12 protein-coding genes are annotated in these 13,717 nt (G+C 72.8%); 8 read left to right on the plus strand and 4 right to left on the minus strand.

The features are described 5' to 3' along the window. Positions 1 to 15: 15 nt before the first annotated feature. Positions 16 to 1,518, minus strand: a complete 1,503-nt coding sequence (locus AB0B29_RS09990; RefSeq protein ID WP_362236438.1) for a class I adenylate-forming enzyme family protein — start codon at positions 1,516 to 1,518, stop codon at positions 16 to 18. Positions 1,519 to 1,619: 101 nt separating this feature from the next. On the opposite strand from AB0B29_RS09990, the gene AB0B29_RS09995 reads away from it, so the two are divergent. The 4 genes from AB0B29_RS09995 to AB0B29_RS10010 all read left to right on the plus strand — a co-directional run bounded on the left by AB0B29_RS09995 (position 1,620) and on the right by AB0B29_RS10010 (position 5,994). Further along, a complete protein-coding gene (locus AB0B29_RS09995; protein WP_362236441.1) occupies positions 1,620 to 2,816 on the plus strand; it encodes an amidohydrolase family protein in 1,197 nt (398 codons plus the stop codon). Next, positions 2,816 to 3,949 (plus strand): acyl-CoA dehydrogenase family protein, encoded by a 1,134-nt coding sequence (locus AB0B29_RS10000; protein WP_362236444.1) that lies wholly within the window; start codon positions 2,816 to 2,818, stop codon positions 3,947 to 3,949. Before AB0B29_RS09995 ends, AB0B29_RS10000 begins: the two co-directional genes overlap by 1 nt. Before the next feature lie 348 nt (positions 3,950 to 4,297). After that, on the plus strand, positions 4,298 to 5,071 hold the full coding sequence (locus tag AB0B29_RS10005; protein ID WP_436845816.1) for an acyl-CoA dehydrogenase family protein: 774 nt from the start codon (positions 4,298 to 4,300) through the stop codon (positions 5,069 to 5,071). Positions 5,072 to 5,514: 443 nt separating this feature from the next. Further along, the gene (locus AB0B29_RS10010) at positions 5,515 to 5,994 is read left to right on the plus strand and encodes an ATP-binding protein (protein ID WP_362237227.1); all 480 of its coding nucleotides are present in this window, start codon (positions 5,515 to 5,517) and stop codon (positions 5,992 to 5,994) included. A 473-nt stretch (positions 5,995 to 6,467) separates the two neighbouring features. Here AB0B29_RS10010 and AB0B29_RS10015 read toward each other — a convergent pair whose 3' ends face one another. Continuing rightward, complete coding sequence (locus tag AB0B29_RS10015) at positions 6,468 to 7,394, minus strand: cyclase family protein (RefSeq protein ID WP_362236446.1); 927 nt, start codon at positions 7,392 to 7,394, stop codon at positions 6,468 to 6,470. 104 nt (positions 7,395 to 7,498) lie between these two features. On the opposite strand from AB0B29_RS10015, the gene AB0B29_RS10020 reads away from it, so the two are divergent. The 3 genes from AB0B29_RS10020 (at position 7,499) to AB0B29_RS10030 (ending at position 10,720) form a co-directional block, all read left to right on the plus strand. Continuing rightward, a complete protein-coding gene (locus AB0B29_RS10020) occupies positions 7,499 to 8,413 on the plus strand; it encodes an SDR family oxidoreductase (RefSeq protein WP_362236449.1) in 915 nt (304 codons plus the stop codon). Between the two features lie 109 nt (positions 8,414 to 8,522). Next, positions 8,523 to 9,671 (plus strand): acyl-CoA dehydrogenase family protein, encoded by a 1,149-nt coding sequence (locus tag AB0B29_RS10025; protein ID WP_362236452.1) that lies wholly within the window; start codon positions 8,523 to 8,525, stop codon positions 9,669 to 9,671. Then, the gene (locus AB0B29_RS10030) at positions 9,671 to 10,720 is read left to right on the plus strand and encodes a Zn-dependent alcohol dehydrogenase (protein WP_362236455.1); all 1,050 of its coding nucleotides are present in this window, start codon (positions 9,671 to 9,673) and stop codon (positions 10,718 to 10,720) included. The genes AB0B29_RS10025 and AB0B29_RS10030 overlap by 1 nt, the downstream gene beginning before the upstream one ends. Here AB0B29_RS10030 and AB0B29_RS10035 read toward each other — a convergent pair. Continuing rightward, the gene (locus tag AB0B29_RS10035) at positions 10,710 to 11,723 is read right to left on the minus strand and encodes a GlxA family transcriptional regulator (protein WP_362236458.1); all 1,014 of its coding nucleotides are present in this window, start codon (positions 11,721 to 11,723) and stop codon (positions 10,710 to 10,712) included. The two genes, AB0B29_RS10030 and AB0B29_RS10035, sit on opposite strands and share 11 nt — an antisense overlap. 84 nt (positions 11,724 to 11,807) lie before the next feature. Here AB0B29_RS10035 and AB0B29_RS10040 point away from each other — a divergent pair, with 84 nt between their 5' ends. Further along, positions 11,808 to 13,106, plus strand: a complete 1,299-nt coding sequence (locus AB0B29_RS10040) for an MFS transporter (protein ID WP_362236461.1) — start codon at positions 11,808 to 11,810, stop codon at positions 13,104 to 13,106. Between the two features lie 12 nt (positions 13,107 to 13,118). Here the strand turns inward: AB0B29_RS10040 and AB0B29_RS10045 are convergent, their stop codons facing one another. After that, positions 13,119 to 13,586, minus strand: a complete 468-nt coding sequence (locus tag AB0B29_RS10045) for a hypothetical protein (RefSeq protein WP_362236464.1) — start codon at positions 13,584 to 13,586, stop codon at positions 13,119 to 13,121. Between the last annotated feature and the right edge of the window lie 131 nt (positions 13,587 to 13,717).

Genomic DNA, 13,717 nt, shown 5'->3' on the forward strand with positions numbered 1-13,717 from the left:
CCGGCCCCCAGCGGATCATCTGCCCTGGTAGCGCTCGCGAAGGCGGTACTTCAGCACCTTCCGCAGGGTCTCGCCCCGCGGAAGGGCGTCCACCACCTCCAGCCGCTCCGGCAGCTTGTGCACCGACAGCCCCTCGGCGCGCAGGAAGGCGGTGACGTCCGCGAGCGTCAAGCCCTCGGCGCCCGGCGGCTGTTCCACCACCGCACACACCAGCTCGCCGCGCGCCGCGTCGGGCAGCCCTATCACGGCCACGTCCCCGACCGCCGGATGCCGGTGCAGCAGGTCCTCGATCTCCTGGGCCGAGATGTTCTCGCCCTTGCGGATGATCACGTCCTTCAGCCGGCCGGTGAGCACCAGGTGCCCGGTGTCCGTGAGCCGCCCGAGATCGCCGGTGCGCAGGAACCCCTCGTCGTCGAAGGCCTCCGCCGTCTGCCGCGGATCCAGGTACCCGCAGCACACGGCCTCCCCGCGCAGCCGCACCTCCCCGTCCACGATCCGGATCTCCATCCCCTGCGGCGGCCGTCCCTCGGTCGTCGCCAGCAGTTCGGGGCGGTCGTCGGGCGTCCCCATGGTGATCATCGGCACCTCGGTCATGCCGTACCCGTGGGTGAGCTGCACCCCCATCTCGCGCACGACCGCGTGGTACAGCTCCGGCGGCTTGGGCGCCCCGCCGCCCGCCAGCAGCCGCAGCGACGGCACCACCGGCTCTCCCGGCGTCTTGCGCTGCTCCGCGAGGAACATCGAGTAGAACGCCGTCGACCCGCCCGCCATGGTCACCCCGTGCGCGCGGTACGCCGGCAACACGTCCGGCAGCGCGAACTGCTCGAACAGCACCGCCGGGAAGCCGTACAGCAGCAGCATCACCGTGTAGTCGGGGCCGCCGATGTGGGCGTACGGGAAGGCGATCGAGCCGACGTCGTCCGCCGAGGGGCGCAGGGCGTGGGCGAGACAGGAGCCGCCCGCGAGCAGCGAACGGTCCGTGTGCAGCACGCCCTTGGGGTCGGAGGTCGTGCCGGACGTCCAGTAGATCCAGCGGACGGCGGTGCCGTCGCGGGGCGGGGGAGGCAGCAGGGACGGATCGCCCTCGGGCAGGTCGTCGTAGGCCTCGAAGACGCCCTTCGCGCCCAGTCGCCGGGCCATCTCCGTGTGGTCGAAGCCGCGCCAGGTGCCCGGCACCGCGAAGAACTCCGCCCGGGACTCGCGCAGTGCGAAGCCGACCTCGCGGTCCCGGTAGAAGGGGATCACCGGGGTCTGCACGGCGCCGAGCCGGGTCAGCGCGAAGGACAGCACGGCCGTCTCGATGCGGGTGGGCAGCTGCCAGGCGACCACCGTGCCGGGTCGGACACCCATGCCGTACAGCCCCGCCGCGACCCGCTCGGCGCGGGCGTGGAGAGCCCCGAAGGTCAGCGTCCGGCCGCCCTGGAGGAAGAGCGGGCGGTCGGGCGTGCGGGCCGCGCGGCGGGTGACCAGCTCCCACAGCGTGCGGGACGCGCTCAGGGCGTGCGGGGTGTCGTTCACGGTTGCCCCCTGCTGCTCGGCAAGCTCCTTGGCTGACGGGTCGTCAGGTGGGATGCTATCTGACGAGCCATCAGGTAAGTACCGTCCGGCGGAGGGGACCCATGGCGACCGAACTGCCCCGCATCATCAGCGTCGACGACCACGTGATCGAGCCCGCCCACCTCTTCGACACCTGGCTGCCGGCCAAGTACCGCGAGCGCGGCCCCAGGGCGCTGACCGCCGGCATCGGTGAACTCGCCTACATCGGCGGCAAGTACCGGATCACCATGGACCCGGACGGCCAGCCCACCGACTGGTGGATCTACGAGGACCTGAAATTCCCGTACAAGCGCAACATCGCCGCCGTCGGCTTCGACCGGGACGAGATGACCCTGGAGGGCATCACCCGCGAGGAGATGCGGCCCGGCTGCTGGGACCCGAAGGCCCGCCTGGAGGACATGGACCTCAACCACGTCGAGGCGTCCCTCTGCTTCCCGTCCTTCCCCCGCTTCTGCGGCCAGACCTTCGCCGAGGCGCACGACAAGGAGGTCGCCCTCGCCTGCGTGCGCGCCTACAACGACTGGATGGTCGAGGAGTGGTGCGGCGACAGCGGCGGGCGGCTCATCCCGCTGTGCCTGATCCCGCTGTGGGACGTCGGCCTGGCGGTCGAGGAGATCCGCCGCAACGCCGCACGCGGGGTGAAGGCGGTGACCTTCTCCGAGATCCCCACCCACCTCGGGCTGCCGTCCATCCACTCCGGCTACTGGGACCCGTTCTTCGCGGTCTGCCAGGAGACCGGCACGGTCGTCAACATGCACATCGGCTCGTCCTCGCAGATGCCGGCCGCCTCCCCGGACGCCCCGCCCGCCGTCCAGGCCTCCCTCAGCTTCAACAACGCCATGGCCTCGATGATGGACTTCCTCTTCAGCGGGGTCCTGGTGCGCTTCCCGCGCCTGAAACTCGCCTACTCCGAGGGCCAGATGGGCTGGGTCCCCTACGCCCTGGAGCGCGCCGACGACGTCTGGGCGGAGCACCGGGCCTGGGGCGGCGTGCGCGACACGGTCCCCGAGCCGCCGTCGACGTACTACTACCGGCAGATGTACTGCTGCTTCTTCCGCGACAAGCACGGCGTGGCGTCCCTGGACGTGGTCGGCCGCGACAACGCCACCTTCGAGACCGACTACCCGCACGTCGACTCGACCTTCCCGCACACCAAAGAGGTAGCCCTCGACCACGTCGAGGGCCTCGACGACGAGACGGTGTACAAGCTGATGCGGGGCAACGCCATCCGGATGCTCGACCTGGACCTCGATCGCTGATGGACCTGTCGGACACGCCCGAGGAGGCGGACTTCCGGGCCCGGCTGCGGGAGTGGCTCGCGGCGGTGCTCCCCGGCCTCCCGCCCCAGCCGTCCCCCGGCGACTGGCCGGGGCGACGGGCCTACGACCTCGGCTGGCAGCGCCGGCTCCACGACGCCGGATACGCCGACGTCCACTGGGACGCCCCACCGGGCGTCCGGCTGATCTTCCTGGAGGAGACCGAGAAGGCGGGCGCGCCCTACGTGGGAGCCAACTTCGTGGGACTGCTGCACGCGGGCCCGACGATCTCCGCCGAGGGCACCGCGGAGCAGCGGGAGCGCTGGCTGCCGCCGATCCTGCGCGGGCAGGAGGTCTGGTGCCAGGGCTTCAGCGAACCGGACGCCGGATCCGATCTCGCGGCCCTGCGCACCCGTGCGCGGCGCGACGGCGACGCCTACGTGGTGACCGGCTCCAAGATCTGGACCTCCCACGCGGAAGTGGCCGACTGGTGCGAGCTGTTGGTGAAGACCGATGCCGCGGCCCCCAGACACCGGGGCATCACCTGGCTCGCCCTGCCCATGGACGCGCCGGGCATCACCGTACGGCCGTTGCGCACGCTGGCCGGATCGGCCGAGTTCGCCGAGGTGTTCCTGGACGAGGTGCGGGTGCCGGTGGCGAACCGGGTCGGGGACGAGAACGACGGCTGGCGCGTGACCATGGTGACGCTGTCCTTCGAACGCGGTACGGCGTTCGCCGGCGAGGTCGTGGCCTGCCGGCGCGTGCTGGGCGAACTGGCCGTCGAGGCCCGCAGGAACGGCCGCTGGGACGACCCCGGCCTCAGGCGCCGGCTGGGCAGGCTGCACGCCGAGTTCCGGGCGCTGTGGCGGCTCACGCAGTGGAACGTCAGCGCGGCTGAGGCGTCGGGCGGGGTGCCGGGCACCGGCGGTTCGGTCTTCAAGCTCCGCTACTCGCACGCACGTCAGGAGCTCTACGACGCCGCCGCCGAGGTGCTCGGCCCCGACTGCCTCGACCTGGACCGGCCGTGGACCCTCGACCGGCTGTCGTCACTGGCGTACACGATCGCGGCCGGCACCTCGCAGATCCAGCACAGCATCATCGCCGAGCGCGTCCTCGGCCTGCCGAAGGGACGGTGACCTGCCGTGCGTTTCCGCCTGACCGACGACCAGCGGGCCCTGCGGGAGGCTGTACGCGAGGCGCTGGCCCGGTGCTTCGACGGGGAGGCGCTGCGAGCGGCGGTGGAGGGTGCGGGCCGGGGTGGTGCGGGGCTGGGCGGTGCCGACGCCGGGGGTGAGGGGGTGGGGCGTTCCGGTGGCGGCGGGGGTGCGGGCGCGGGGCGTTCAGTGGCCGGCGATGGTGGCGGGGGTGCGGGCGCGGGGCGTTCAGTGGTCGGCGGTGGCGGCGGGGGTACCGGCGCGGAGGGTTTCGGGGGTGGCGGTGGTGTGGGGAGTGATGGAACTGGGGGTGGTGCGGGGCCCGGTGGGGTGGCTCGGCTCGATCGGGGGCTGTGGCGGGTTCTCGGTGATCTCGGGTTCTTCGCCCTGCGGGTGCCGGAGGCGGAAGGCGGGGTCGGACTCGGGCTGGTGGAGGCCGTGTTGGTGTTCGAGGAGGCGGGGCGGGTGCTGCTGCCCGGGCCGCTCGTCGCCACCCACCTCGCGGCCGGGGCCGTACCGGGCGCCGCCACCGGGGAGACGGTGGTCGCGGCCGTGGACGGCGGGCTCGTGGAGTGGCTGGCGGAGGCGGACGCCGTGCGCGGGGACGCCACCGGGGCCGTGCCCCTGCGCTCGCTCGACCCGCTCACGCCCCTGCACCGCGTCCCCGCCGGGCGGCCCGCACCCGACCCCGTCGCGATCCTGCTCAGCGCCGCCGAGCAACTCGGCACGGCCGTCCGCGTCGGCGAACTCGCCGCGCAACACGCCCGGGCTCGCGAACAGTTCGGCCGACCCGTCGGCGCTTTCCAGGCGGTGGCACATCTGTGCGCGGGCATCCTGGTCCGGGCGGAGACGGCCCGCGCCGCGGTCTACGCCGCCGCCGTCACCGCCGACCCGGCCGACATCGCCGCGGCCCGGCTCCTCGCCGACGAGGCCGCCGTGCGCGGCGCCCGCGACTGTCTCCAGGTGCACGGCGGCATGGGCTTCACCTGGGAGTCCGAGGTGCATCTGCATCTGAAACGCGCATGGGTTCGAACCCAGCGTGCGGGTGGAGTAACCCAGAGTGAGGAGCTGCTCGCGGCGGCTCTGGCGTCCGAGACGGCCTGACGGGCCGTCTGGCTGCGGTATCGCCGCGCACGCTCCCGGAGATGTCGCGGATCGTGGCACACCGGAATCACGGAGCGTTGATATCGGCTTGTGTCCTCAGTGTGACTCGTTACGGCCTGGAGTCGATTGCCCGCTCCGGTACCTTGTGTCAGATGCGAGTGGCTCCGAGCGCAGTGCGACCCCGTCGCGCCGCCTGTTCGACTGCCCGCGGCGAGCGTCGCACAGTATGCCGCACGGGTACTCCTTCGCGCTGGAATATGCCCGAAGCGCTTGTTGGCGTGACTGTACGTCAACCATGCTGTCCCACAAGGGATTCACGTTCCGTGATCCTTGTCCCGGCCGTTGTTCTGGCCATGCAGAAAATGGCTACGATCGTGGCCCTCGTGAGGCGCGAGCCTAAGTGTCCGCCGGTTCGGATGGTGTGAGCGGTGCAGGTGCTTCAAGTGCAGCTGGAGATCCGGCCCGACCCCGCAGAAGTGGGGCGAGCCCGGCGGTGGGCCCGCTCCCGCCTGGCCGGGTCCGGCATACAGGCCGATGAACCCCTCGCCGAGACGCTGATCCTGCTCGTCTCCGAACTGGTCACCAACGCCGTGGTGCACACCGGATGCCCCGCCGTCCTGCGGCTGTCCCTGCCGCCTGTGGTGACGGAGGAGGCCACGGTCCGGCTCGAGGTCGCGGACCGCAGCGGCCGGGCCCCCGTGCCCCGGTGCGCCGGTGACGACGCGACCGGCGGCCGCGGCCTGGCGCTCGTGGACGGCCTCGCCGACCGCTGGGGCTGGAGCGTCGAGGCCACCGGCAAGCGCATCTGGTGTGAACTGGACCGGTGCGCGAAGACCGGCGACCTGACGACCTCGTGCGGGGGCGGCGCGGTGGCGTACGGCGGCGGGGCGCCCTTCGAGGGGCTGGCGTACGAAGCGGTGTAGCGCCGTCGCCCGTCGTCCGCGCCTGCCGGATGCGGTGTATGGCGGCACATGCCGCGGGTGTGTGCGGCGGGGCCGGGGCACGGATGCACCGGGCCGCCGGCTTCTGCCGGGCCATGCGGCGGTGCGCCGGGACGTGCTTCCGTGCGCGCCCACGGCAAAAGCCTCAAGCGTGACATATCACCGAACGGGTGTTGACGGGTGGTGACCGCTTGCTCACGCTTGTGAGCAGCGATTCGCCGAGAGGGGACGACGAGGGCTTCGGTGGACGGCAGCCCTCGGCGAGTGCGAGTCGTGATTCGGCGTCGGCTCCCTTCAGGGCCAGGGAGCCGGGGCGGGAGCGCCGGAGTCGGGTGGCGGCGCGCGCTGCCGTGCTCGGGGCGAGCAGCGCGGCGCCGCCATCCAGCTGCAGCGGGTGGCGGCCCGGTGCGGAGACGGGTCCTGTGGCCCGCCGGTCCGCCGGTCCGCCGTACGGCCTACAGGACGGCGACCGGTGCCACCGGAGAGCCGGTCGCCCCGGTGAACGGCTCGGGGGTGGCCGTCAGCAGGAACGCGTACCGGCCGACTTCTCCACAGGCTGTGGACAACGTTTCGAGATTCCAGTTCTGGCCCTGCGGCATGCCCATCTCCACGAGGTGGAGCGCGTGCACCGGCAGCCAGAGGTCCGCCACCTCCGGCGGGAAGACCTCCAAGGTCAGGGTGTCGTTGGCGACGGCCGCGACATCGCGCGCGTGGAACCACTCCGGGGTGCGGATCGACAGCCCCGGCGACGGATACGCGTAGCCGTGCCGGTCCCCGGCCAGGCAGGTCTGGATCTGCCCGGTCCGCACGAGCACGACGTCCCCCGCCCGGACGCGCGTACCCGCCAGCTCCTCGGCGGCGTCCAGGTCCTCGGGTGTGACGGCGTACCCGCCGTCGAGCCGGTCCGTGCCCCGGGCCCGGGCGACGTCCAGCAGCACTCCGCGTGAGACCAGGTGCCGGACCGTGCCGATGCCGCTGAACGCGGCGCCGCCGTGCGGGGTGACGGTGCCGGCCGGGCGGCCGTTGTAGAGCCGGCCGGAGTGCGAGACGTGCGGCAGCGCGTCCCAGTGGGTGGCCGCCTGGAGCCCCATGGTCACGATGTCGTCGCTGCACGCGACCGTGCCAGGGCCGAAGATCTCCTGGTTGATCTGCACCATGGTGTGCAGGGGGTTGACGCGTCCGGGGATCACGCCGGTCTGCACGCCGTCCTGCTGGAGGGGCAGGGCGAGGGGGACGCGCCGGCCGGTGCGGACGGTCGCCGCGGCCTGTCGGACGACCTCGTCGGTGATCAGGTTCAGCGTGCCGATCTCGTCGTCGGCTCCCCAACGCCCCCAGTTGTTCACGCGTTTGGCGATGTCGTGGAACGCGTCCGGCAGTGACATGAGTCCTCCCCGGGGCTTGTCTTCCCATATCTGACGGGTCGTAGAATTCGGGAACCGACAATCTAACGGTCCGTCAGAAACCGTGGGACGGGAAGGGGCCGGGCGTGGGGAACTTCTTGGCAGGCAAGGTCGTCGCCGTCACGGGTGCGGGGCGGGGCATCGGCCGGGCGGTCGCGCTCGCGGCGGCGGCCGAGGGTGCGAAGGTCGTGGTCAACGACTACGGCGTCACGGTCGACGGGGGCTCGCCGGCGAGTGAGGTCGCCCAGGCCGTGGTGAAGGAGATCGAGGCGGCGGGCGGGGAGGCGGTGGCAGTCGCCGACGACATCTCCACGATGACGGGCGGCCAGCGGGTCGTCGACGTGGCGCTGGCGTCGTACGGGCGGCTGGACGGCGTGGTCTGCGTGGCCGGGATCCTGCGCGAGCGGATGCTGTTCAACATGACCGAGGAGGAGTGGGACCCGGTCGTCGCGACGCACCTGAAGGGCACGTTCACGGTGTTCCGGGCGGCGTCCGCGGTCATGCGGAAGCAGCGCGCCGGGACGCTGATCGGCTTCACCAGCGGCAATCACCAGGGGTCCGTCTCCCAGGCCAACTACAGCGCCGCGAAGGGCGGGATCATCTCGCTGGTGCGCAGCGCCGCGCTGGGGCTGCACAAGTACGGGGTGACCGCGAACGCGGTGGCGCCGGTGGCGCGGACCCGGATGTCGGCGGGGGTGCCGACGGAGCTGGCCGAGATCGGCGAGCCGGAGGACGTCGCCGCGTTGGTGGTGTACCTGCTGTCCGACGCGGCCTCCCGGGAGGGGATCACCGGGCAGGTGTACACGGTGGCCGGGGCGAAGATCGCGGTGTGGGCGCAGCCGAGGGAGGTGCGGGCCGCGTACGCCTCCGGCGGATGGACGGTGGAACGGATCGCGGAGTTTCTGCCCGGGTCGGTGGGGGTGGATCCGATGCCGATGCTGGAGCGGGTGGGGGAGATGGAGAGGGCGGCGGGGGAGGGGCGGCGGCCCAACGCCCCGTAGCGCGGGGGTGCGTGTTGTTCGGCGCGTGCCGGTTGTGTGTGGTTGTTCGCGCAGTTCCCCGCGCCCCTTGGGGGATTCGCCCCTGCGGCGCCGGTGAGAGGAGAGCCCGATGGACTTTGGCTTCACGCCGGAGGACGACGCGTTTCGCAGCGAGGCTCGCGATTGGCTGGCCTCGCACGTCAAGGGCGAGATCGACCGACGCACTTGGGAACGCACGCTCGGTGCTGCCGGGTGGATCGGGCTCGGGTGGGGGGAGGGCGGGTACGGCAACCGGACCGCCACCCTCACCCAGCAGGTCGTGTGGGCCGAGGAGTACGCGCGGTCGGGGGCGCCCCCGCGCTCCGGGCACATCGGGGAGAACCTGCTCGCCCCGACGCTCGTCGCCCATGGCACCGGCGAGCAGAAGTCGCGCTTCCTGCCGCCGATCGCCGCCGGAGCGGAACTGTGGTGCCAGGGCTACAGCGAACCCGGCGCCGGATCGGACCTGGCCGGGATCCGGACCGCGGCCGTGCCCGAACCGGACGGCCGTACGTACCGCGTCACCGGCCAGAAGATCTGGACGTCGCTCGCCCACGAGGCGGACTGGTGCTTCGTGCTCGCCAGGACCGAACCCGGCTCGGCGCGGCACCACGGCCTGTCCTTCCTGCTCGTCCCCATGGACCAGCCCGGCCGGATCGAGGTCCGCCCCATCCGGCAGATGACCGGCACCAGCGACTTCAACGAGGTCTTCTTCGACGGCGCCCGCGCGGAGCACGTCGTCGGCGGCGCGGGCAACGGCTGGCGCGTCGCCATGAGCCTGCTCGGCTTCGAACGCGGGGTGTCCACCCTGGCCCTGCAGATCGGGTTCGCCGAGGAACTGGACGCCGTGGTGCGGGCGGCCGTGGAGTCCGGCGCCGCGCGGGATCCCGCCGTACGGGAACGGCTCGTGCGGCAGTGGGCCGAGCTGCGCACGATGCGCTGGAACGCCCTGCGCACCCTGGGGGGTTCCGGTGACGAGGGCGCCCCGAGCGTGGCCAAGCTGCTGTGGGCCGGCTGGCACCAGCGGCTCGGGGAGCTGGCCGTGCTGGTGCGGGGCACGGCGGCAGGGGTGGGCCCCGCCGACTGGTCGGCCTCGGCGCCGTACGAACTGGACGCCGCACAGCACCTGTTCCTCTTCTCCCGAGCCGACACGATCTACGGCGGCTCGGACCAGATCCAGCGCACGATCATCGCCGAGCGGGTGCTCGGCCTGCCCAGGGAGCCCGAGGGGGCCGTGTGATGCGAGGCGTGATCTTCGACGGGAAGCAGGTCCGGGTCGTGACGGACCTGGAGGTGCGCGAGCCCGGGCCGGGCGAGGTGCGGGTCGCGATCTCGGCGGCCGGGCTGTGCCACAGCGATCTGTCGGTGGTGGACGGGACCATTCCGTTCCCCGTTCCCGTGGTGCTGGGCCATGAGGGGGCCGGGGTCGTGGAGGCGGTCGGTGCGGGCGTCACCCATGTCGTGCCCGGGGACCACGTGGCGCTGTCCACCCTGGCGAACTGCGGCACGTGCGCCGAGTGCGACCGGGGGCGGCCGACCATGTGCCGGCGCGCCATCGGACGCCCGGGCCGGCCGTTCGGCCACGGCGGCTCGCCGGTGCACCAGTTCGCGTCCAACTCGGCGTTCGCCGAGCGCACGGTCGTCAAGGCCGTACAGGCGGTCCGCATCCCCGACGACATCCCGCTGACGTCGGCCGCGCTCATCGGGTGCGGGGTGCTGACGGGGGTGGGCGCCGTACTCAACCGGGCGCGGGTGGACCGCGGTGACAGCGTCCTGGTCATCGGGACGGGCGGCATCGGCCTGAACGTGCTCCAGGGGGCGCGGCTGGCGGGTGCCGGGCGGATCGTCGCCGTCGACGCCATCCCGGCGAAGGAGGAGGCCGCGCGGCGGTTCGGCGCGACCGACTTCCTCACCTCGGCCGAGGGCGTGCGCGGCCTTCTGCCCACGGGCGCGGACCACGCCTTCGAGTGCGTCGGCCGGGTGGAACTGATCCGGCAGGCGATCGACGCGCTGGACCGGCACGGCCAGGCGATCCTCCTCGGCGTCCCGCCCGCCACGGCCGAGGCGTCCTTCCGCGTCTCCTCGATGTACCTCGACAAGTCCATCCTGGGCTGCCGCTACGGATCCTCCCGCCCGCAGCGGGACATCGCCCTGTACGCCGAGCTGTACCGCCAGGGGCGCCTCCTGCTCGACGAGCTGGTCACCCGGACCTATCCGGTCGAGGACTTCGAGAAGGCGGCGGCGGACGCGGAGGCGGGGCGGGTGGCGCGGGCGGTGCTCACCTTTTGAGGGCGGGCGCGGTGCCGTTCTCCGCCCGGAACGTGCGCCGGTAGGCGGTGGGCGTCACACCGAGCGCCGACTGGAGGTGCTGGCGCATCGACTGGGCCGTGCCGAAGCCCGCGTCCCGCGCCACCTGGTCGACGGAGCGGTCGGTGGACTCCAGGAGGTGGCGGGCCCGCTGCACGCGCTGCTGGGTGAGCCACTGGCCGGGGCTGACGCCGGTCTCCTCGCGGAAGCGGCGGGTGAAGGTGCGCACCGACATGGACTCCCGCTCGGCCATGTCGCGCAGCTGGATCGGCTCGTGGAGACGGCCCAGGGCCCAGGCGCGGGCGGAGCTCGTGGTCGCCTGCTGCGGGTCCGGCACCGGCCGGTGGATGTACTGCGCCTGGCCGCCGTCGCGGTGCGGCGGTACGACCATGCGGCGGGCCACGTCGTTGGCGACCGCCGTGCCGTGGTCCTGGCGCACCATGTGCAGGCACAGGTCGATGCCGGCCGCGACACCGGCGGAGGTCAGGACGTCGCCGTCGTCGATGAACAGCACGTCGGGGTCGACCTCGATCTTCGGGAAGAACCGCTGGAACCGGTCGGCGTCCGCCCAGTGGGTGGTGGCGGGCCGGCCGTCGAGGAGACCGGCGGCGGCGAGGACGTAGACGCCGGTGCAGATCGAGGCGAGCCGGGTGCCGGGACGGATGAGGGCGAGGGCGGCGGCCAGTTCGCCGGTCAGCACGCCCTGCTCGAAGACCGGGCCGAGTTCGTACGACGCCGGGACGATCACCGTGTCGGCGGTGGCCAGGGCCTCGGGGCCGTGCTCGACCTGGATGGCGAAGTCGGCGTCGGTCTGCACCGGGCCCGGCGGGCGGACCGAGCAGGTGACGACCTCGTACAGCCGGCGTCTTCCGGCGTCCCGGGGGCGGCCGAAGATGCGGTGCGGGATGCCCAGCTCGAAGGGGAGCAGGCCGTCGAGGGCGAGGACGACCACGCGGTGCGGGCGGAACTCCGGCTCACGGCTCATGCCCGGATCCTATGGCCCGATCCTGACGAATGCTGTCCTTCGGGCCACTCGATGGAGCGCACCGCAGGCCGGAAGCTCTACGACGTGACCCAGACAACCGAAGCAGCGTCCGTCCAGCAGCCGCCGAAGCCGACCCGAGTGCGCGTGCACCGAGCCTGGTTCGTCGCTGCCGTCACCTTCGTGACGATCATCGGCGCCGCTGCCTTCCGTTCCGTGCCGGGCCTGCTCATCGACCCGCTGCACGACGAGTTCGACTGGTCGCGCGGCACCATCGGCGCCGCCGTCTCGGTGAACCTCGCGCTGTACGGCCTGACGGCCCCGTTCGCGGCGGCCCTGATGGACCGCTTCGGCATCCGCCGGGTCGTCGCGGTCGCCCTGACCGTGATCGCCGCCGGTTCCTGGCTCACCGTGTGGATGACCGCGGCCTGGCAGCTGATGCTGTGCTGGGGTTTGCTGGTCGGCCTCGGGTCCGGTTCCATGGCGCTGGCCTTCGCGGCGACCGTCACCAACCGCTGGTTCACCGCACGGCGCGGGCTGGTCAGCGGCATCCTCACCGCCGCCTCGGCCTCCGGCCAGTTGATCTTCCTGCCCCTGCTGTCCTGGATCATCGACCGCTACGACTGGCGTCCGGCGGCCGTGACGGTCGCGCTCGCCGCGCTCGCGGTCGTGCCGTTCGTGTGGCTCCTGCTGCGCGACCATCCGGCCGACGTGGGCCAGAAGCCGTACGGCGCCCCCGAGTTCGTGCCGAAACCCCCGCCCGTCCCCGGCGCCGCCCGCCGGGCCGTGACCGTGCTGCTCTCGGCCGTGCGCACCGGTCCGTTCTGGCTGCTCGCCGGCACCTTCGCGATCTGCGGCGCCTCCACCAACGGCCTGGTCCAGACCCACTTCATCCCCGCTGCCCACGACGCGCACATGCCCGTCCAGGCCGCCGCGTCCCTGCTCGCCGTCATCGGCGTCTTCGACGTCGTCGGCACGATCGCCTCCGGCTGGTTCACCGACCGCTTCGAGCCGCGTCGCCTGCTGGCGGTGTACTACGCGCTGCGGGGCGTGTCCCTGATGTTCCTCCCGCTCCTGCTGGGCCCCGCGGTCCACCCTCCGATGATCTTCTTCATCGTCTTCTACGGCCTCGACTGGGTCGCCACGGTCCCGCCGACCCTCGCCCTGTGCCGCGAGCAGTACGGCGAGGACAGCGCGATCGTCTTCGGCTGGGTCCTCGCCTCCCACCAGGTCGGCGCCGCCCTCGTCGCCTTCCTGGGCGGTGTCGCCCGCGACACGTTCGGCACGTACGACGTGGTCTGGTACGCGTCGGGGGCGCTGTGCGCGGCGGCGGCGTTGATGGCGCTGGTGATCCGTCGCAGGCCGGTCCTCGCGACGGCGGCCTGAACCCGCCGCCCTTCAGGCGGGGTTCAGCCGTGTGAGGCCGCCCCGGGCGGTGCCGCGGATCCGCTTCGTCCGCCCGCGCTCGGCGAGGACGGCGAGGGCCTCCGGGCTCGACCCGGCCGCGGTCCTCAGCTGGAGCCAGTCGGACGACGCGAGCAGGTCGTCCTCATCCCAGGGCAGCCCTAGTGTGACGGCACGGTACAGGGCCCACTCCCGCAGACGCCGGACCAGGAAAGGACGGTCGCCCACCACCCGGGCCATCGCCCGCGCCCACTCCTCCCATACGGGAGTGGGGCACAACTCCTCGGCACGGCGGTCGAGGTGGCGCACCACGGCGGCCCCGGCCATCACAGGGTCCGGGTCGGCGAGGACTCCGGCGACCAGCTCGGACTCGTCCGCGTCGGTGACCTGCTCCAGTCCGGCCAGATGGGCGGCGAAGCGGGCGTGTTCGGGCGGCTCCTGCCCGCCGTCCTCGGTGTTCATACGGCTGTCCCTTTCCGACCCGTCGGTGTCCGGATCAGCGGTGGCGGTTCCGCGACCCGACCCGGGTCCTGCGCAGCGGGTGCTTTCGGCCGCTCTCGTGGCGGCGGGGCGGGGGCCGTGCCGGGCCTATC

The sequence above is a fragment of the Streptomyces tibetensis genome (assembly GCF_040647715.1).
In the GTDB taxonomy this organism is placed as follows: Bacteria; Actinomycetota; Actinomycetes; order Streptomycetales; family Streptomycetaceae; genus Streptomyces; species Streptomyces tibetensis_A.